Below are 19408 nucleotides of genomic sequence, written 5' to 3' on the forward strand. Positions count from 1 at the left end.
GGCGCAGTTCCGCGTCCTTGGCTAAGAGCCGCCGGGTCATATCCAACCTCTCTGCTTTAGAGGGAATCATATCGGTATAAGGTTTAATCAGAGCGATTTCCGCGGTACCTAGCCGCCTGTACCCGGGAGCACCGTTTTGCCAAACATGGCGAGGTGGCTATCAAAGCCGAATATCTGGGGGATATTGAACTCGTTAACGATAACACCGGTGGCGGCATCAGGGTAAGACAATACCACATCCCGATACCGACGCAGGAGCTGTTTGATTTTATCCTCCATGTCCTGGCTGGCGTAGATTAAGGTTAAGCGATCTTTTGACTGCAGCTTTTTTACGGTTTCCAGGAAAGAAAGGGCATGAAGGGAAGAAGTATGATATCGCAACCAGGTGTATGTTTCGGCGATGATATAGTTACTTGTGAACATTCGCCATTTATTACGATTGGAACGGTAAAAGTTGACTGCTATTTCATGGTACAGATCTTTTTCCCAGCCCAGAGCGATAAAGGCACCGGTATCACACTAGCGTTGCATAAAAATCTGCAGCTTACCCCAAGGCAATATATGGAAACTGGATACGTGTAACATAATAACATTAATGGTGTATACAACCATAGATTTCTCCCTTCTCTGGTTAAAGGACTTAGGGTATCAGGGGTAGTCCTTATCCACATATTGCCATATTAAGCTGCTTCCTGAATCCGTGATAATAACAACTGGGTAGAACTCGCACTAACAGTAAATGGTATTAACAGTTATATTTAACATCTGCTGATACATTGAATTGGGTCTAAAGTTGATTATGTGGACGAAGGCTATTTACTCTTACCTTGGGTCCCCTGGATAAGGGAATAACAAAGTAGACCTCTCGTCCTAAGAGGCTTGGAGCCTGCTTATACAGCTAACTGGAGCTAGAAGTTCTGTATTAAGCCAACGCTTTATATAGGTACCGGAAAGCTGGATACCACGGGCTGTGCTGCCCAAATCGTAATTTGACCTGCCGGGCGTGGTGAACCAGCCGGGACGCTATGGTAATCAGGTTTTGTATAACGGTACGCAGCCGCCGGCGTTGAGCTTTCTTATTGCGCAGCGGTACCTCCTTTAGCGGGAGGCTAAACTGCCCCAGAAGCCTTAGAATGTTGTAGGCGAAAACACCCAGGTGTAGCACCAGGTCATTGGTGGCAAACTTGCCGCTGGGCAGCCGTTCCAGGTCTAAATCGTTTTTGATTTCACTGTGGAATTGCTCACTGGTGCCGTGGTCGTGGTAGAGGGTAATGATATCCTCCACCGGGTCGGGTAAAGTGGTCCAGTAGGTTTCGACCTCAATTTCCGGGACCAGGAGAAGCTGGCCGTTTCGTAATATCGTCCGCTCGGTGACCTTATACACCAGACGGACAGGGGTGTCAGCACCCTCGATTTTCACCATCTGGTGCCCCCGATAGACGGTTTTTCCCTCCCGTTCTAGGGTGGCGGTACCATTTTCCTTGGCAATGGCCAGCCAGGCCTCCGGCGTTTCCTTGCGCAGGTTACGCTTAATGATAAAATCGGCTTTGATTTCCGGGTCCAAACAGACCTGGAGATTATCCTGGCTGTCATTACCGCCATCCATCCGTACTAAAAGTGGCAGCGAAGTGATAGCGCGAGCAAAGGTTAGAGCTTGTCGCAGGAACTCCGGCGTCCCTTTTTGGCAATGCTGTTTCCCGGCCCGCAGTTCGGTATGGACGCAGTAGCCTTCCCTACCGAGGTAGGCGAAGATAGGCGCATAACCGTCGTAGCCCTTATAGGTCCTGGAAACACCCTCTTTCTTGGAATTTGAATTATCAAAGGGAGTAACATCAATATCCAAAGGGACATATTGGCGCTTTAGTTCCCTGGAACCCAGGGTAACAGGAGTTACCGGTGCCTTAAGTTTCTTAAGGAACCTGGCCGTTTCCTCGAGGATAATCTCCTGGTAGGGTACACTATGAGCTATCATATCCAGGCGCTGGCGCAGGGTAGGGCTTGAAGGCACATCCTGAATACCCAGCGCCGCAGCGAAGAAGGGGTCATCCCGAAAAAGCTCAATATGGTCAAAATCACTGCGACCCTGGCAAAGCAGGCCCACGTAAGAGGTGATAACATCCCCGTGAGAAATATCCGGAGAAGAAACACCAGGTATCCGGGTCTTATTTAGCCTGAGTTTCAGAGCAGTATGATCAATGATTTCCCCCACCAGAGCCAGTCCGGCAACGGGGGTAAGGTGTTCATCAGACTGTTCAATGATGAATTTCATGGCCGCACCTCGCAGGTGAACATGGATTCGTTTGCCATCCAGCCTATTATACCTTATTTTTCGCGAGGTTTTGAGCCATATCCAGATATTTTGTTATTGGGTTGTCACGGATTCAGGCTGCTTAAAGAACTAAGGGGTCATAGGTTACGTCGTTGAGATAATCAGCTTCGCCAGCCAGTACTTGCCTTACTACTTCCCGATAGACACCTTCATGGTCTATCCTGCGCCGCCCCCGGGAACTGCGTTTAGGCTTTAGGTGCAGGGTTTGGACGAAGAAGGTAAAGGGTTCATACAGGCAGGTACGGATTAAACGTTTAATGGTTAGCAGTGGTCCCCGGTAACCGGCTTTTAACTGGAGTATGACCATCAAACAGTAGGTTATTAGCGCTATGAAGAGCTGGTTTTCTACAGCTTGTTCGCTTTTGCCGTAAAAGTGTTTTACCCGGAGGTGTTGCTTGATCCATTTGAAGAAGAGTTCTATCTGCCAGCGGTTACGGTAAATCTCGCTTAATTCTTCTGCCTTTAGTTGAAAATCATTGGTGACAATTACTACCGGTTGACCTTGGGTATCCTCGGTCGTTATCAGCCGTAGAGGATGCTTCATTTTGGTAACGCCGTCTTTGCCCAGGTAAACGATCTGATCCTGTTTAACCTTACTATCAGCATTCACGGGCAAGTCTCTGACTACTGTCACCAGAGCATTACCCTTTAAGCGGCTGGCAAAGCGGATGCCTTCTTCACAGTACCTATCAAACTTCTTATAGTCAACGTAGCCACGGTCAAAGACGTTTAAGGCATCTTTTTCCTCGACTACAAGGGCATCCATCTGGGTTTTATCTGCCGGCCGGGCCGGGGTGATGACTGCTTTATCAGGTAGAACTTCTTCTTCATAGAACCGTAAGCGCAGGTGGAGTTTTACCCCACCTTTAGTCTGGCGGAACTCGGCCCAGCGGTACTGGGCCAGGCAGAGGCTAATGGTAGTAGAATCAATGAGGTAAATACGCCCTACTGCATTTCTTAAGTTTTCAAAGCCAATTTCTTGGCCCACACGGGTGGTGAGATAGCTGAATAACAGCCGGATAAATTGCGGGGGTAAACTCCTTAAGCGGCGGGATATCTGGGAGAAACTGATGCTTTTCAGGTTGATGGCCCGGCTAAATTGCGGGTCATGAAAGCTGTTGCTGATATCCCGCAGGCCGTCAAGTTGTTCCAGCTGGGCGAAGGCTATTAGTTCAACGAGTTGAAGGCTTGTTAGCTTTTTAGCGTATTTATCCACCTCCAGCCCTTTGGTTAATTGCCAAAAACAGTTGTCAGAAACCGGAGCAAACAGTTGATGAAATGTGGATAATGTGGTATCCTTGCCTTGCATTTTGGCCTCCTTATGTTAGAGGTTGGGGCAAGGACTACCCTTAATCTCTAGTATAAGGAGTTTTTTCTTGCAAGGCCAGGTTATTTCAGGAATTTAGCCGATTTTAGGGCGCAATAACCCTTGACAAGCTGATATTTTCTTTATGCAACGCTAGTGCCGGTATCAATAAAAATCTTTACTTTAGCAGGTAGAGGGGCCGCCGTATAAATCTTTTTCATATCCAGATGCACCTTTAGAAGGTTTCGATAATTTCTTTATGGACCCAATAAAGTCTTCCATTGGATCTTCCCTGCTGTCTTCTTTTATAAGCTCCGCTTCAAGAAACCGTAATAGCCTGGCCTTATCCTTACGGTTTAGATGTTGAATTTCTTTAATAATCTTTTCTACGGCCATATTCTCACCTCTTTGATGACTACATTATACCACAATAACTAAAAGCAGAACCATATAGAGAAGCATGCTACTGCAGGTTAGTTTATGACAATATACCACGCTGGAAAAAAGTACTCCTCGTGTTTAAAGGCGCGCCTAACTTTAATTTTCCTTAAAAACTCAAGCACGGTAGTTATTTGTCGATATAAATGTGTAGCGAAATACTGTGGGGGTGGCAGCAGTGCGTGTCGAAGGGGTCGATCCTTTAATCTTAAACCAGGTCCAGAGCCAGACACAGAAACCGACAGTACAGGATGCTAAAAAGATTAACGTGGACAGCGAGCAAGAAAAGCGCCGGCAAGAGGGGCAGGCCGGCTATTCCCAGGGTGATTTGGACCAGTCGGTGGCCAGACTCAACGCAGCCACGGAGCTTTTCAATATTAAACTGCGCTTTAAGCTTGACCACGAGAAGGGCGAAATATATGTTTTGGTGATTGATGCCAAAGAAGGCAAAATTATCCGCCGCATTCCACCGGAAAACGTCCTGAAAGTGGCCAGCCAGATGCAGCAGCTGGTGGGATTACTTCTGGATGAGCTGATATAGGGGGGTGTTCTAATATGACGGGAAGCCTTTATATTTCCGGCCTGGCTTCAGGGCTGGATACGGATACCCTTATTAAGCAGTTAATGGATATTGAACGAATACCTTTAACCAGGTTACAGCAGCGTAAAATCCAGTATAATCTTGAAAAAAATGCCTGGCATGATGTTTACGTACGCATTTCATCCTTATGGAACACCTTAGGGGATCTCAAACTGGCATCTACTTTTAACAGTTTTAAAGCTACTTCTAGCAACGAGGCTGCTTTAACGGCGACGGCCGACAGCAATGCTGTTCCCGCTAGCTATGAAATAGATATTACGCAACTGGCTAAACCTGAAACAGTAGCGAGTAGTTCTCAAGTCAGTACTGCTGATAATGTTTCTTTAGGCTTACCTGCTGGTAAGCTTTATATTAACTTTGATGATGGCACATCAAAACAAAGATATATTGATGTTGACTCAAACAGTACTTTGCAATCAATTGTTGAAGCGATAAATATTGTTCCTCCAACGACAAGCGATCCGGGTGCAGGTGATATAGTAACCGCCAGTATAGTAGATCACAAACTGGTCATTACCAGCAAAACGAGTGGTTCGGGTGTATCAATTAGCTTTTCTGATGACGCGAGTGGTGCTATAACAGATAAACTATACCTTACTTCTCCAACTGAAATACAAATAGGGCAAGACGCCCAATTTAGTGTAAATGGCTTAGCGGTTACCCGCTCAAAAAATACGGTTGATGATGTTATCCAGGGAGTTACTTTAAATCTAAAGGGTGTTACCAATAGTCCTGTAAACTTGCAAATAGCTAGCGATACTCAAAGAGCAATAGATGCCGTCAATGCTTTTGTAGCCCAATATAACTCCGTGATGGACTTTATTGCCACTAAATTAGGCGATAAAGGTGACCTGCAGAGCGATCCCACCCTGATGGCAATCCAAGAAAAACTCAGACAACTGGCTAGTGGTATAGTAAGTGGGGTAACAGGACCATATAAGAGCCTGCAGGATATAGGGATCAGCACGGGTGAAGTGGTGGGTAGCGGCACATTAACTTTTGACCGCAGTGGAAAATTAACAATTAATACCGATAAATTGACGGCAGCGTTGGAAAAGGATGCCGATGCTGTTTACCAGTTATTCTATAATAATTCGGGTACGGGCGGCGTGGCAGTCAGTTTTGATAATTATTTAACCTTCTTAATTAAAGGTACAGGAAATTCCACTTATACGAAAGGAATTTTGGTTGCCCAGGAAGATGCGGCCCAGAATATTATTGACGATATCGACGACCAGATCGCCCGTATGGAAGATCGGCTGGCCATGAAGGAAGAACAGTTGCGGCGGCAGTTTACGGCCATGGAGCAGGCCCTGGCGGCTTTGCAGAGTCAGGGGACCTGGCTGGCCGGGCAGATTGCTGGCCTGGGGGCCTACCAGCGGAAATAGATTAAGACGCCAATATAATTAAATCTTACTTTATGATACTATGTTCATAAATCGGAGTGGAAGCGGCGAGGATGTGGAGAGGGTTGAAGAGCCCCTTAAGTTAAGTTTAACTTCCTGACGTAGTTTGCCGGCAGGCGTTGTAGGCTTTAAACTAGCGACCCTTTAGGCACAAGGTGAATAAAATCGAGGTGTAATAAAATGGCTGTCAACAACCCCTATCAGGCCTACCAGCAAAACCAGGTCCAGACCCTGTCCCAGGAAAAGCTGGTGCTGATGCTTTATGATGGAGCCTTGCGCTTTTGTCGCCAGGGGCTGGCTGCTATGGAAAAAAAGGATTATGCCGGAGTAAGCAATAACCTGGGCCGGGTCCAGGATATCCTGAGTGAACTGATGGTGACCTTAAACAGAGATGTGGGAGAAATTGCGGAAAATCTTTATAAGCTATACGACTTCATGTACCGTCATCTGGTCCAGGCCAATGTAAAAAAGAGCGCAACTATGATTAATGAAGTAATTGACCTGTTACAGCAGCTACGCGACACCTGGGAAGAAGCAACAAGAATTTACCAGACCCACGATTATCGCACCAGAATAGGGATGAACTGGCAGGGCTAAAAATGAGCGAAATAGAAACAGTGGCCAGGCAGCTTTTAGAGGCGTATGACCAGGAAGTAGAACTGATGCAGATGTGGCAGCAAAACTTAAAACACCAACAGCAGGTCATTCAAGCCAGTGCCTGGGATGAGTTAAATAATCTCATTGCAGAAGCCGCTACCTGGAGGGAAAGGTTGACCCGGGTGCGGCAGGCTACCCGGCAGCTTGAAAAGCTCCTGGTAATAGTTTCGGGGTGTGAAGGTCTGGAGTGGGAAAGGGTTGAGCTCCTGCCGCTGGCAACCCGCCGGGAACTGGCCGGGGCCTCCCGGCAGGTGCGAGCTTTATGGGAGGAATGCCGGCATCTGCAAGAAGCTAATATAAAAAATATGCAACAAGCTATAGCAACAACCAGGGCTGAGCTGGAGCAAGTACAAACAGCCCGGCAAATGGCCCGGGCCTACCGGCGGGAAAATAAAACCACGGTATCCCGGTGCCTGGACCGGCGGCTATAAGTTAAGATGAGGTAGAGAGCAGGGGCAGGGGATGGAAGACAATGAGTAAGCAGGTTGAAATAACAAAACTATCAAGCCGGGGGCAAGTAGTAATTCCTAAAGAAATCCGGCAACAACTGGGATGGGAAACGGGCGATCATGTAGCCGTGGAAGTGCAGGGGGATATGGTCATCCTGCGGCGCCTGCAGCTAGAAAGTTTCCGGGAGGCTAGGCACCAGCAGGTCAGGATGAGTTTAATCAAGTAGATGAAGAAACGGGTGCGGGGATGGCGGGAAAAGCCCGGGGCTAATCTCCCGGTATTATATCCTGTACTGGAATGTTTAGTCCCGGGAAAGCCAGCAGCGAAATATGATCGCCGCGCCCGTATTCTTTAATCTCTCTATACCCGGACGGCGAAGGCAGGCGATAGGCAGTCACCTGCTGCGCCTGGAGGTTAACCAGCCATACTTCATTTACCCCGCCCTTCGCATACAGGTTTACCTTTACTTCGCGGTCATAGGCCACCGAAGTGTCAGCCACTTCGACTAACAATAGCACGTCCTCCGGCCGGGGGTGGAAAGAAGCATAATAATCATCGCGCGGCTTGAGCAACATCAAGTCAGGCTGGGGTTCCGAGTTTTGGTCCAAGCGTAAAGGGTTCTGGGTGTCTACCAGGGCATTATTGCCTATTTTGGTGCTAAAGATGCGATCCATCCGTCTCACACACGCGGCGTGCCGGGTCCCTATTGGCACCATCTCTATAATCTCCCCATCAATCAGCTCTACCCGGTCATTTTCTCCTAATATGCCTGCCCGGGCCATCTGGTAAAACTCCTCAACGGTAAAACGCCGACGGGCAACCTCGACTGCCGCCATTCTTTAGAATCCCCCTTTCTTCTGTCCTTCCTTCTGTTATATATTATACCCTACATCCTTACCAGGATGATTGTCGTATCTATACGATCCCAGGCTGATTGTGATGGCTATATTATACCACAGTTGGAATCGAAATCTTTAGAGGGATAGAAAAAAAGGAGACTGTTCTTGAAGGGGTGAAACGGTTCTATTTTTTTTGGTTAATTTTCTCTCAACCTGCAGGAATTTGGCAAAACGTGTTGAATAAATATCGACAGAATCCAAGTAAAATTTTCTTACTCCGGGCGTCAAGGGCAAGCTCTCCGAAAGGGGATGCGCGCAAAGCTATGGGTCTAAGGTCCGGGCAGAGTGGGACCGGACTATGATTGCCAGGCTACCGTTTCCGGTTCTTTAAGCTGCCCGGTAAACGGGTTTTTCTTTTAGGACCAAAGTCCCAGACAAATTTAGGACTTAAGTCGGATACCCAAATTCCCATAGAAATGCTAAAGTGGTAACTGCTGGAGAAAAAAATCATTTTTCCGGGAAAAAGGGGGAAACATGGATGTTTATGACGCCGGCTATCTATGTCCTGGAAAAGGCCCTGGATACGGCAACTTTGCGTCAGCGGGTTATTGCCCACAATATTGCCAATGTCAATACCCCCGGCTTCAAGCGCTACGAAGTTTCCTTTGAAGAGAAACTCAGCCAGGCTCTGGGATTAGAGCCTGGTCTGCCCCTGTATCGTACTAATCCCTATCACCTGCCGGCAGCAGGTTCAGATCTTACCCCGGAGGTTAACCAGGATAACAGTACTAGCATGCGCCAGGACGGCAATAACGTGGATATCGACCGGGAGATGGTCGACCTGGCCCAGAACAGCTTGAACTTTAATTTTGCCACCCAGCAGCTAAACGGCCGGCTGGCTATGCTGCGCTATGTGATCAATGAAGGCAGGCGCTAAGCGGCCCTAACTCTGATAACAAGCGAGGGCGTTATATTTCAGGAAAACACTGCAATGACGCCTGCGGGGGTTTGTGTTGGCGGCTCCGGCGGACGAGCCCGTGGATTGGAGGTAGGAGGAGTGGAACTGTTGCCAGCCCTGGCCATCAGCGCTTCTGGCCTTACGGCTGAGCGCCTGCGCCTGGATCTCATTGCCAACAATCTGGCTAATATCAATACCACCAGGACACCCCGGGGCGGCCCCTACCGGCGGCAGGTACCCGTTTTTGCGGAGAAGCTGCGGGAAGCCCTGGGACAATCACCGGGACAGGCCCCTGGCAGGGGCGTGGAGGTGGCGGCCATTGTGGAGGATAATACGCCGCCCCGCCTGGTATATGACCCTTCTCACCCTGATGCTGACCCTAACGGCTATGTGGCTTTACCAAATATTAATATCGTTACCGAAATGGTAGATATGATAACCGCCACCAGGGCCTATGAGGCCAACGTCACCGTCCTGAATGCGGCCAAGGCCATGACCCTGAAGGCCCTGGAGATCGGGCGTTAGGAGCAGGGGGCTTGGCTGCCGCTAAAGTGAGAGGCGGAGATTTAGTTATAAGGAAGTGATTCCCATGCTTCTTACACCGGTTTCCCTGTTAATACCGGCTCCCCTCCAGGATAGCCAGCAATCCCGGCTCATCCCCCAGGGTACAGAAGCCGTAGCCAGGTCTTTTGGTGAAGTCCTGCGGGAAAAACTGGGGGAAATCAACACCCTGCAACAGCAAGCCGATGCCCTCACCCAGGAGTACCTGGCCGGTAAAATAGAGGACGTCCACCAGGTCATGCTGGCCCTGGAGCAGGCTAACCTTTCCCTCCAGCTGGCCATGCAGGTGCGCAATAAGGCCATTGAGGCTTACCAGGAAATCTCCCGCATGCAGGTTTAGCAGCAAGCCGGTTGGAGGCCATATTCATGCGCCGCAGTTGAGCTGGACTAACTTCGTTACAGTACTTTCTGGGAAATCACTCGTTTTGGGGTGGCGCAGCGGCGGGGTGTCCCGGCCTGAGATTAAAGCTTTCTGGCAAGGGAGGCATTTTGTCCTGGTTTTGATATTAATTATGGTTAGCAAGTAAATTTGCCTTCCGGGAGCTCAAAATGAAGGTTAAAGATATACTGGACAGGATAAAAAATTTCTGGCAGGGTTTAACCCCCGGGCGGCGTTCGGCCCTCATGGCTATAAGTATAGCCGCCCTGCTGGGGGGCGCCTTCCTGGCGCAGTGGCTGCTAAAGCCCCAGTACGCACTCCTGTTTACCAACCTGCAGCAGCGGGACGCGGCAGCGGTGGTAGAAAAGTTAAAGGAAATGAAGGTGCCCTACCAGCTGGCGGGCGAGGGGACGACCATCCTGGTACCCAAGGACCAGCTCTACCAGCTGCGCCTGGACCTGGCCAGCGCCGGGGTTTTAAACAGCGGCCAGGGATTTGAACTCTTTGACCAGAACAAGCTGGGCATGACCGATTTTGAACGCAACCTGGATTACCAGCGCGCCCTGCAGGGAGAGCTGCAGCGCACGATTGTGGCCATGAATGAAGTGGAAGACGCCCGGGTGCACCTGGTCATCCCCCAGCCCAGTGTCTTTTTACAGGAACAGCAGCCGCCCTCTGCGGCGGTAATGCTGAAACTAAAACCCCTGGCGCGGCTGAAGCCGGAACAGGTCAAGGGCATCATGGAGCTGGTGGCTGCCAGTGTAGCGGGTCTCAAGCTCGAGAATATCCGCGTCATTGATATGTACGGCAACGTCTTGAGCGACGGCCTGGCCGGCAGCGAGACGGCGCCTTTAACCCAGAAGCAGCAAACCCAGATGGAATTAAAAAGGCAGTATGAAAGGGACCTGGAACAGAGGCTCCAGGCCATGTTGACCCAGATCCTGGGTCCAGGGAAAGCCGTGGCCATGGTCACTGCCGACCTGAACTTCGACCAGCAGGAAATTAAGCAGACGGTCTGGGGCAAGGAAGGCGCCTTGAGGAGCGAGCAAATTAAAACTGAGCAGGGCACTACCGGTGGCACCGGTGGACCGGCAGGGACGCCGCCCAATACCCAACCTCCTGTATACCAGGCGATTAACCCTACCACTGGAAATTATAATAAATCCGATACAGTTCATAACTATGAGCTGGACCAGACCCAGACCCATACCATCGTGGCTCCCGGCCAGGTAAGACGGCTTTCTACGGCGGTGGCTGTTAACGGTCCGGTGAGCCCGGATATGAACAACCAGATCCAGCAGATTGTCAGTGCTGCCGTGGGTTACAACCCGGCCCGGGGCGACCAGATTACCGTTACCAGTATGGCTTTTGACAATTCCCTGCAGCAGCAGATGGCGGCCGAAATGGAGGCCCGGCAGCAGCGCCAGCAGGTGCTCCAGCAGTACCTCCTCTGGGGAGCAGCAGGGCTGGGGGCCTTGCTCTTAATGGGGGTGTTAATCATACTCCTGTTACGCCGCCGGCGGCAGAAAGCTTTACAAGCGCGGCTGCCCGGCGAGGCTTTACTGGCCGGTATGCAGGCTGGTGTCCTGGTAGAACCCTTGGTAGTTCAGCCGGTAGAACCGGTGGATGTGGAAAAAGAACGCCAGGAAGCTGAACGCAAGGCCAAACTGGAGCGCTTGAAGGAGATCATCCGCCAGCGGCCGGAGGATGCAGCCTTACTAATCAAGGCCTGGCTGGCTGAGGATTAGGGGTGGCTTGATTGGCGAGGCAGAAGGCCCTTTCCGGCCTGGAAAAGGCAGCGATTTTTTTGATCAGCATTGGGCCGGAGTTATCATCGTTAATTTTAAAACAAATGGCCCAGGAAGATATCGAGCGCATTACTTACCAGATTGCTAACACTACCTCCATTGACCCGGCAACCATGCAGCAGATCGTCGATGAGTTCCTGCAGCTCAGCGATGCCCATATGTTCATCCTCCAGGGAGGCATGAAGTATGCCCGCGAGGTGCTGGAAAAAACCCTGGGGCCGGCACGGGCGGCGGAAATTATTAAAAAACTCCTGGCCACTTCCAAAATCCGACCTTTTAATATGATCCGCAAGGCCGATCCCAAGCAGCTTGTGAACTTTATTTATAACGAGCATCCCCAGACTATAGCCCTGATCCTGGCCTACCTGGAACCGGAGCAGGCAGCGGTAGTCCTGGGGGCGCTGCCAGACCAGTTACAGGCCGATGTAGCCAAAAGGATTGCCCTCATGGAGCGGGCTTCCCCGGAGACATTGCGGGAACTGGAGAGCATCATGGAACAGCGTTTATCCTCCCTGGTGGAGCAGGATTTTGCCGTTGCCGGTGGTTTAAAAAGCCTGGTGGACATCTTGAACCGGGCCGACCGCAGCACCGAGCGGACCATCCTGGAATCCCTGGAACAGGATGACCCGGAACTGGCCGACGAGATCCGCAAGCGCATGTTTGTCTTTGAAGACATCCTGACCCTGGATGATAACTCCATCCGCCGCGTCCTCAGGGAAGTCGACCTCAAAGATCTGGCCCTGGCCCTCAAGGCGGCCAGCGAGGAGGTGGCCAACCGCATTTACCGCAACCTCTCCAAGCGGGCTGGCGAGATGCTCAAAGAGGATATCGAGTATATGGGCCCGGCGCGCCTCCGGGATGTGGAAGAAGCCCAGCAGCGCATTGTCCAGATTATCCGCCGCCTGGACGAAGCCGGTGAGATTATCATCGCCCGGGGAGGCGAAGACGCCATTGTTGTCTAGGATACTAAAAAAAGCTGGATCAGGTTGGGGCGAAAGGGTGATCCCCCTGCGCCCCGTGCAGGTGGCAGCGGCTATAGAATATACCGGAGAGGAGGCCGGCAAGCCGGAAGCCCGGGACGAAATGGAAGCTAATGCCGCGCGGGAAGTGACTGCCGCCCGGGAAGAGGCTGCCGCCATCCTGGAGCAGGCCCGCCGGGAGGCGGCGGCTATCAAAGAGGCAGCCCTGGAGGAGAGGCAGAAAGCCCTGGAAGAGGGCCGTGCTTCCGGGGAGGCGCGGGGCTACCAGGAAGGCCTGGCCCGGGCCGAGGGGGAAGCTGAGCGTATTCGCCGGGAGGCTGAAGCCGCCCGGGAAGAAGCCCGGCAGGTCCTGGCCGAGGCGCAGAGGGCTTACCAGGAGACGATTAGCGCCGCTGAAGGTGAAATTATCGAACTGGCCCTGGCCATTGCCAGCAAAATAATAGGCCAGGAAATAGAACTGCGACCGGACCTGGTGTTAGAAATCGCCCGCCAGGCCATCCGCCAGGTGGCCGAGGGGCAAAATTACATAATTTACGCTTCCCCGGAGGCAGCCGGGACTATCCGCCAGCGCCGCGCCGAACTCCTGGCAGAAGCAGCGCCGGGAGCGCGGCTCCAGGTAATTGCTGACGCGGGTTTTAAGGCCGGGGACTGCCGGGTTGAGACGGAAAATGGCTTTGTTGACGCCAGCGTCGACAGCCAGCTGGAAGAACTGAAAAAGATCCTCAGGGTAGACGCCCGTGCTACACATACAGCGCCGGACTTTCTATCTGGAACTGGCGCAGCCAGTTCCCACAGTTTTCCGACCTCCGACTTCCAGCCTCCAACTTCTGTTTTGGCAGGTGGTCGGCCGTGAGCCTGGCCCCCGACCTCACTACCTACCGGCAACGCCTGGCAACAGCCAGCCTCTGGCGCCGGGGGGGTAAAGTTACCAGGGTGACTGGCTTAACTATTGAAGCCCGGGGCCTCAAGGCTGCCGTAGGCGAACTTTGCCATATTTATAACAACGGTGCGGCGCCTGTTGTGGCCGAGGTGGTCGGTTTCCGGGAAGAAGTGACCCTCCTCATGCCCCTGGGAGAACTGGAGGGTATTGGACCCGGCTGCCGGGTGATGGCGGCCGGCCATGGGCACCGCATCCCGGTGGGACGGGGGCTGATGGGCCGGGTCCTGGACGGTCTCGGGCGGCCGCTGGATGGAATGCCCCTCGTAGGAGGCGATCTCCAGCCGGTCAACAACCGTCCCCCTCATCCCCTGGCACGGCGGCGGATTAAAGAAATCCTGGCCACCGGGATCAAGGCCATCGACGCCCTCCTCACCTGCGGCTGCGGCCAGCGGGTGGGCATCTTTGCCGGCAGCGGGGTGGGCAAGAGCACCCTCCTGGGGATGATTGCCCGCCACAGCACCGCCGATATCAATGTCATTGCCCTCATTGGCGAGCGGGGCCGGGAGGTGCGGGACTTTATCGAAGGCGACCTGGGGCCGGAAGGCCTGGCGCGCTCCGTGGTAGTGGTCGCTACTTCCGACCAGCCGGCCCTGGTACGCATTAAAGGAGCCTTTACAGCGACGGCCATTGCCGAGTATTTCCGCGACCAGGGGCAAAACGTCCTCTTGATGATGGACTCCCTCACCCGCTTTGCCATTGCCCAGCGGGAAATAGGCCTGGCCATTGGCGAGCCGCCGGCTACCAGGGGATATACCCCTTCCGTCTTTGCTTCCTTGCCCCGGCTGGTGGAAAGGGCTGGCAACGGTGCTAAAGGTTCCATTACCGGCCTGTACACGGTGCTGGTGGAGGGCGATGATATGAACGAGCCGGTGGCCGACACCGTGCGCGGTCTCCTGGACGGCCACATCGTCCTCTCCCGGAAACTGGCGGCCCGCAATCATTACCCGGCCATTGACGTCCTGCAGAGCATCAGCCGCCTTATGCCGGAGATTACCTCCAGGGACCAGCAGGATAAGGCGGGATACTTGCGGGATCTGCTGGCTGCGTACCAGGAGGCGGCTGATTTAATTGAGATTGGCGCCTACCAGCAGGGCTCAAACCCGCGGGTAGACGCGGCGTTGCAATATTATGTTGCCATCCAGGCCTTCCTGCGCCAGGGCGTAGATGAATACTATGATTTTAACGCCACCCTGGCCGGGTTATCATCCATATTTACTTAAATAATATCCCGGCTCTAACTTCTCACTTCCTACATCTCATTTACGGAGGCGTTGCCCGGTGGCTGGTTTCCGCTTTTCCCTGGAAAAGGTACGCTCCTACAAGGCCTCCCAGGAGGAACAACTTAAACTGCAACTGGCCGCGGCCCGCCGCCACCAGGAAGAAGAAGAGAAGCGCCTGGAACATTACCGGCAGCTACGGGCTGGCTGTACAGCCATCCAGGGGGCGTTAGCGGTAGACGATTTGCTCCGGGAAGTAGCCCTGCTGGAAGCCCTGGACAGCTGTATTACCAGCCAGCAGGAAAAGGTGGCCCGGGCCCGGCTGGTAGTGAGGGAGAAATGCGACCAGGTGCAGGTGGCCATGCAGGAGCGGAAAGCCCTGGACCGCCTGCGCGACCGCCAGCTGGCCATCTACCAGTACAACCTGGCCCGGGAGGAACAAAAGCAAATAGATGAGGCAGCAGGCAGCCGTTGCCACCGCCGCTCAGGTGAATAACCTTAGCAATAATATACATCGCCGGAAGGGGGTGAAAAAATGACCGTACAGGCTGTAACAAGGACTGCTGGCTGGGAAGCCCCGGTCCGGGAACGGGATTGGAGTTCAGGAGCAGGAAGCGATTTTACCCTTTACCTGGCCGGCCTGCTGCATCGGCCTGGCTTAACCCAATTTGCTGGCAGGCAGGAATTGTCCGGACCAGATGACCTGGCGGGTCAACAGGTTCGCGAAACAAGACCGGAGGCTGCTGGCGTAGACCGGACACCGCCTGCGGTGAAATCCCGCCGGCAAGGAGAAATCCAGGCTGCTGCCGTTAAGCAGGAGGAAGCCCGGGCGGGACAGCAGGGAGCCAAAGAGGCGGCAGGCGCTCCTTACGCGGCAGGCGAGCCTGGTGCCGCTACTGGTAAAGCGGCCGCTGCCGCCGCCAGGGCCGTTAACTCTCACCGGAACAACATGCCGGCGGGTGCCGGAGCACCGCCAGAGGCTGCTAATCCCTTAGGCCAGGGGAAACCCCATACCCTTTTACCTGGCCAGAAAACAGCTGGCCTTGATGCTGTCACCGGCAGGTTAACTGCGACAGCTGGCACAGCTACCCAGGGTAAAAAACTGGCTGCCGTGGTGGCCGGGGAAGGACCGATGGTTTTAACTACCGCTACTATCCCTGGGGCAGGAGGGGATGAGGTTATCCTTACTCCGGAAGGTGTACTTATGGCCAGGGGAGTTGGCCTGCCGGGCTATGGCCTTAAACCAGGGACCCCGTCCAGCTTAAAGGTCGCTGGCAGCAAGGGGGGCTTTCAGCAAGGGGTACCCGAAGGGCAGGGCCAGGCTAAAAATGGCGGCAAGCTATTTCCCCAGGAAAGCGGAGAACAGGCCGGGATAAGGGGTGCCCGGGAGGACGTTTTTCCGGTGCGAGAAGGAGCGCTTACCCGAACTGCTGCCGGCAGCAGCCAGGCTGAATTAACTACCATCAATAATATTCATAGCTCTACCGGGCCCGGTCCGGGCAGGAACCATACCGGCGGGCAAAGGGGAAATGAGACTGCCGGTTGGCCAGGGATAACCGGTAACGACAGCCTCGTGGCCGGACAGGGAAGCTTTCCTGCCCTCTTCCCGGGGACAGGCCAGCAGTCCGGCGGGGTGGTATTACCTGTAAGTAACCTGCCGGAAGTTATGGCCACTATCATGGCTTCAGCCCGGATGAGCCGGTCCGGCAGCCAGCAGGAACTGGAAATCCAGCTCCAGCCGGAAAGCCTGGGAAATATGAAGCTCCGGGCTACCCTGGATGGAGGCCGGCTGGCCCTGCACCTGCTGGTAGAAAACAGCGAAGCCGCCCGGGCCCTGCAGGCGGCAGTGCCGGAAATGCGCCAGGCTGTAGCCGGGCAGGGTTTACGCCTGGACCAGGTCCAGGTCCAGGTTGCTGGCGGGGGCCATGGAAGCAATTACCAGACTGGCAGCCGTGGCGAACACCGCCAGGGACCGGGCTGGCAGCCCGGGGCGCCTGCCTGGACCGCCCATGATGAAGAAACAGTAACTTTCGGTACCTGGTACCGCCTTGATTACCTGGCTTAGACCCAAGAAATAACCGCCAGATAAACAATAACAAGTAGGAGATAGTATTTACTAAACCCATCCAGCTCGTTTGAAATACAAACCACGCTTTTGGTAAAAGGCATCCTAAAGCCTGTAAGCTAAAGGAGGGATTAAGCGTGAACGCCAGCAGTGTGACGGCTACCGGGTCGGGGACAACTGCCACCGTAACTTCCAGGGGCCTGGGCAAGGATGATTTCCTGAAGCTCCTGGCAGCTCAACTGCGCAACCAGGATCCCTTGAACCCCATGAGTAACACCGAATTTATCGCCCAAATGGCCCAGTTCAGTGCCCTGGAGCAGATGAATAATCTTAACGAGAGCTTCAACCTGGTCCGGCAAGAACTACAGGAGAGTATGATGCTCCAGGCGGTAAGCCTGATGGGCAAAGAAGTGGCGGCCGTGGTTGACGACCAGACCTTAACGGGAACGGTGAGTAAAGTCAGCTGGACAGCAGAGGGGGTCATGCTCCTGGTCGGTGGGCAGCAGGTGCCTTTGCAGGCCATTGCGGAAGTAGCCCTGCCAGCGGCTCCGGCCCAGACAGCGCCCGCCGGTTAAGTACCTGCCCCTGGCCGGTCAAAAGGGTTCCACGGGAGTTTGTTAAGATAATTGGAACTGGTATAAAGGGCAGGTGATTGCTTTTGAACCGCATCGAGTGGCAGGCCTTGACACCGCCGGTGGCCCCGGCAGCTAAACCGCCGGCAGCCGGGGTGAAGCCAGGTCAGGATTTCCAGGCAATCTTTAATGAAAAACTGGCGGGCCTGAGGTTTTCCCGCCACGCCAGCGAGCGCCTGGAAAGCCGGAAGATAAATCTCTCACCGGAGCAAATGGCCCGCTTGGAGCAGGGTGTTAACAAGGCCGCCGGTAAAGGTGCCCGGGAGTCCCTGGTCCTGCTGGACGACCTGGCCCTGGTGGTCAGCATTAAGAACCGTACGGTCATCACGGCGGCCAGCAGGCAGGAACTGCGGGAGAACGTGTTTACCAATATCGACAGCGCCGTGCTGCTATAACTTTTTACCAGTAACCATAATTTTCATCACAGGGCCGGACCCTGGCAGGGAGGCCCGGGGCCGCCGACTGACAGACGCGGCCTGTAAAAAAGGGGGAATTTACCATGATGCGTTCACTCTATTCCGGTGTTTCCGGATTACGTACCCATCAGCTGCGCATGGACGTCATCGGCGACAACATCGCCAATGTTAATACGGTAGGTTTCAAGCGGAGCGCCGTGACTTTTAAAGATGTTTTCTACCAGACCCTGCGGGGCGGTTCAGCCAACACGATGAACCTTGGTGGTACTAACCTCCAGCAAGTAGGTCTGGGAGTAACCTTGGATGGCATCAGCGTGATTCATACTCAGGGTGCGGCTGCTTTAACAAGCAACGGCACTGACTTGATGATCCAGGGGGATGGTTTCTTCAGGGTTTCGCCTGATGGTGGAACGACTAAATATTATACCAGAGCGGGAGCTTTTCATTTTGATAACGCTGGTTATCTGGTGAATGCCGATGGGTTAAAAGTGTTAGATACCAGTGGGGCACCGGTCCAGATTAGTGCCATGGCCGACCCCGCTACCATGCCCCGGAGTTTTAGCATTGACAAACTGGGCTACGTCCATTATGTGGACAATACCGGAACGGCCCAAACCCTCACTAACCCAATCAGCGTCGCTAAGTTTTCCAATCCTGGAGGTCTGGAGAAGGTCGGCCAGAATCTTTATGCCGAAACGGCCAGCTCGGGTGCCCCTGGTAATGATCTGGCACCCGGCCAGGGTTCCCTGGCCAACACCACCATCATCCCTTCGGCCCTGGAGATGTCCAACGTCGACCTGGCCCAGGAGTTTACCGACATGATCATCACCGAGCGCGGCTTCCAGGCCAACGCCCGGACTATCACCACTTCCGACCAGATGCTCCAGGAACTGGTGAACCTGAAGCGCTAGTCTTTGGGAAGCGTTATTATCGAAGGAGCCCCTCATGGGGGCTGGTACCCCCGCCAGCGAACGATGAAGATTTGCCGGGAGGTTAGGGCGGGGATATGTCCCGGAGCCTATGAGGCGTGGAGCGAAGGTCAAAAGGACAGGCGAGGTGAGGCAACCGCTGCCGACGCTTAAGGCACGCCTGAGCGTACCTTTGTGAGGGAACAACGTAATCTCATAGAAGGATTAAAGATGGCGGAACCATATCCCCGCCAGAAGGCACCATTTCTGGCAGAACGCTATTTCGAAGGAGGGCGGCAAGGCATATGATCAAGGTTACCACCCTGGATAGGCGAGAAATAGTCCTTAATGCCGAGCTTATCGAGCGCCTCGAGAGTGTTCCCGAAACCGTCATTACCCTTACCAGCGGTAAAAAGGTTTTAGTAACCCAGACGGTAGATGAAATAATAGCCCGGGTAATTGCCTACCGGCGCCAGGTCCTCCAGCAGGCAAGTTCCCAGGATGAGGTGAAATAAAGG

The 19408-nt window shown here is 53.5% G+C and carries 23 protein-coding genes and 1 riboswitch; of the genes, 18 read left to right on the plus strand and 5 right to left on the minus strand.

What is annotated here, in order from left to right; genetic code table 11:
* Positions 1–108 precede the first annotated feature (108 nt).
* The 4 genes from MGLY_RS11030 to MGLY_RS11045 form a co-directional block, all read right to left on the minus strand.
* Positions 109–423, minus strand: a complete 315-nt coding sequence (locus MGLY_RS11030; protein ID WP_156273827.1) for a type II toxin-antitoxin system VapC family toxin — start codon at positions 421–423, stop codon at positions 109–111.
* Positions 424–922: 499 nt separating this feature from the next.
* Positions 923–2269 (minus strand): IS1380 family transposase, encoded by a 1347-nt coding sequence (locus tag MGLY_RS11035; RefSeq protein ID WP_156271486.1) that lies wholly within the window; start codon positions 2267–2269, stop codon positions 923–925.
* Positions 2270–2390: 121 nt separating this feature from the next.
* Positions 2391–3638: an IS4 family transposase gene (locus MGLY_RS11040; RefSeq protein ID WP_156273829.1), complete on the minus strand. Its 1248-nt coding sequence runs from the start codon at positions 3636–3638 to the stop codon at positions 2391–2393.
* Positions 3639–3818: 180 nt separating this feature from the next.
* On the minus strand, positions 3819–4031 hold the full coding sequence (locus tag MGLY_RS11045) for a hypothetical protein (protein WP_156273831.1): 213 nt from the start codon (positions 4029–4031) through the stop codon (positions 3819–3821).
* Between the two features lie 220 nt (positions 4032–4251).
* On the opposite strand from MGLY_RS11045, the gene MGLY_RS11050 reads away from it, so the two are divergent.
* The 5 genes from MGLY_RS11050 (at position 4252) to MGLY_RS11070 (ending at position 7413) form a co-directional block, all read left to right on the plus strand.
* Positions 4252–4614 carry a flagellar protein FlaG gene (locus tag MGLY_RS11050; protein WP_156276375.1) on the plus strand — a complete coding sequence of 121 codons (363 nt, stop codon included), beginning with the start codon at positions 4252–4254 and terminating at the stop codon, positions 4612–4614.
* A 14-nt stretch (positions 4615–4628) separates the two neighbouring features.
* Positions 4629–6062 carry a flagellar filament capping protein FliD gene (gene fliD / locus MGLY_RS11055; RefSeq protein ID WP_156273833.1) on the plus strand — a complete coding sequence of 478 codons (1434 nt, stop codon included), beginning with the start codon at positions 4629–4631 and terminating at the stop codon, positions 6060–6062.
* Positions 6063–6260: 198 nt separating this feature from the next.
* Positions 6261–6677: a flagellar export chaperone FliS gene (gene fliS / locus MGLY_RS11060; RefSeq protein ID WP_054937817.1), complete on the plus strand. Its 417-nt coding sequence runs from the start codon at positions 6261–6263 to the stop codon at positions 6675–6677.
* Positions 6678–6679: 2 nt separating this feature from the next.
* On the plus strand, positions 6680–7168 hold the full coding sequence (locus MGLY_RS11065; RefSeq protein WP_156273835.1) for a flagellar export chaperone FlgN: 489 nt from the start codon (positions 6680–6682) through the stop codon (positions 7166–7168).
* Positions 7169–7209: 41 nt separating this feature from the next.
* Positions 7210–7413 (plus strand): AbrB/MazE/SpoVT family DNA-binding domain-containing protein, encoded by a 204-nt coding sequence (locus MGLY_RS11070; RefSeq protein ID WP_156273837.1) that lies wholly within the window; start codon positions 7210–7212, stop codon positions 7411–7413.
* 40 nt (positions 7414–7453) lie between these two features.
* Here MGLY_RS11070 and MGLY_RS11075 read toward each other — a convergent pair whose 3' ends face one another.
* Positions 7454–8023, minus strand: a complete 570-nt coding sequence (locus MGLY_RS11075; RefSeq protein ID WP_156273839.1) for a Uma2 family endonuclease — start codon at positions 8021–8023, stop codon at positions 7454–7456.
* Positions 8024–8305: 282 nt separating this feature from the next.
* Positions 8306–8404, plus strand: a riboswitch (cyclic di-GMP riboswitch).
* A gap of 160 nt (positions 8405–8564) precedes the next feature.
* On the opposite strand from MGLY_RS11075, the gene flgB reads away from it, so the two are divergent.
* The 13 genes from flgB to MGLY_RS11140 all read left to right on the plus strand — a co-directional run bounded on the left by flgB (position 8565) and on the right by MGLY_RS11140 (position 19405).
* A complete protein-coding gene (gene flgB, locus MGLY_RS11080; RefSeq protein ID WP_156273841.1) occupies positions 8565–8963 on the plus strand; it encodes a flagellar basal body rod protein FlgB in 399 nt (132 codons plus the stop codon).
* 120 nt (positions 8964–9083) lie between these two features.
* On the plus strand, positions 9084–9509 hold the full coding sequence (gene flgC / locus MGLY_RS11085) for a flagellar basal body rod protein FlgC (protein ID WP_062282944.1): 426 nt from the start codon (positions 9084–9086) through the stop codon (positions 9507–9509).
* 64 nt (positions 9510–9573) lie between these two features.
* Positions 9574–9885, plus strand: a complete 312-nt coding sequence (fliE, locus tag MGLY_RS11090) for a flagellar hook-basal body complex protein FliE (protein WP_156273843.1) — start codon at positions 9574–9576, stop codon at positions 9883–9885.
* Positions 9886–10094: 209 nt separating this feature from the next.
* Positions 10095–11672 (plus strand): flagellar basal-body MS-ring/collar protein FliF, encoded by a 1578-nt coding sequence (gene fliF, locus MGLY_RS11095; protein ID WP_156273845.1) that lies wholly within the window; start codon positions 10095–10097, stop codon positions 11670–11672.
* An 11-nt stretch (positions 11673–11683) separates the two neighbouring features.
* Positions 11684–12694, plus strand: a complete 1011-nt coding sequence (gene fliG, locus MGLY_RS11100) for a flagellar motor switch protein FliG (protein WP_156273847.1) — start codon at positions 11684–11686, stop codon at positions 12692–12694.
* Complete coding sequence (locus MGLY_RS11105) at positions 12684–13565, plus strand: FliH/SctL family protein (RefSeq protein WP_156273849.1); 882 nt, start codon at positions 12684–12686, stop codon at positions 13563–13565. Before fliG ends, MGLY_RS11105 begins: the two co-directional genes overlap by 11 nt.
* Entirely contained in the window at positions 13562–14872 is a 1311-nt protein-coding gene (gene fliI, locus MGLY_RS11110) for a flagellar protein export ATPase FliI (protein ID WP_156273851.1), read from the plus strand. Before MGLY_RS11105 ends, fliI begins: the two co-directional genes overlap by 4 nt.
* A gap of 58 nt (positions 14873–14930) precedes the next feature.
* Positions 14931–15365, plus strand: a complete 435-nt coding sequence (gene fliJ / locus MGLY_RS11115; protein WP_156273853.1) for a flagellar export protein FliJ — start codon at positions 14931–14933, stop codon at positions 15363–15365.
* A gap of 39 nt (positions 15366–15404) precedes the next feature.
* Positions 15405–16934, plus strand: a complete 1530-nt coding sequence (locus tag MGLY_RS11120) for a flagellar hook-length control protein FliK (protein ID WP_156273855.1) — start codon at positions 15405–15407, stop codon at positions 16932–16934.
* Between the two features lie 137 nt (positions 16935–17071).
* Positions 17072–17509 carry a flagellar hook capping FlgD N-terminal domain-containing protein gene (locus MGLY_RS11125; protein WP_156273857.1) on the plus strand — a complete coding sequence of 146 codons (438 nt, stop codon included), beginning with the start codon at positions 17072–17074 and terminating at the stop codon, positions 17507–17509.
* 83 nt (positions 17510–17592) lie between these two features.
* The gene (locus MGLY_RS11130) at positions 17593–17961 is read left to right on the plus strand and encodes a TIGR02530 family flagellar biosynthesis protein (protein ID WP_246187310.1); all 369 of its coding nucleotides are present in this window, start codon (positions 17593–17595) and stop codon (positions 17959–17961) included.
* 104 nt (positions 17962–18065) lie between these two features.
* On the plus strand, positions 18066–18893 hold the full coding sequence (locus MGLY_RS11135) for a flagellar hook-basal body complex protein (RefSeq protein WP_156273861.1): 828 nt from the start codon (positions 18066–18068) through the stop codon (positions 18891–18893).
* 302 nt (positions 18894–19195) lie between these two features.
* Positions 19196–19405, plus strand: a complete 210-nt coding sequence (locus tag MGLY_RS11140) for a flagellar FlbD family protein (RefSeq protein ID WP_156273863.1) — start codon at positions 19196–19198, stop codon at positions 19403–19405.
* The last annotated feature ends 3 nt before the right edge of the window (positions 19406–19408 follow it).

This window comes from Moorella glycerini, assembly GCF_009735625.1.
GTDB lineage: Bacteria > Bacillota > DSM-521 > Neomoorellales > Neomoorellaceae > Neomoorella > Neomoorella glycerini.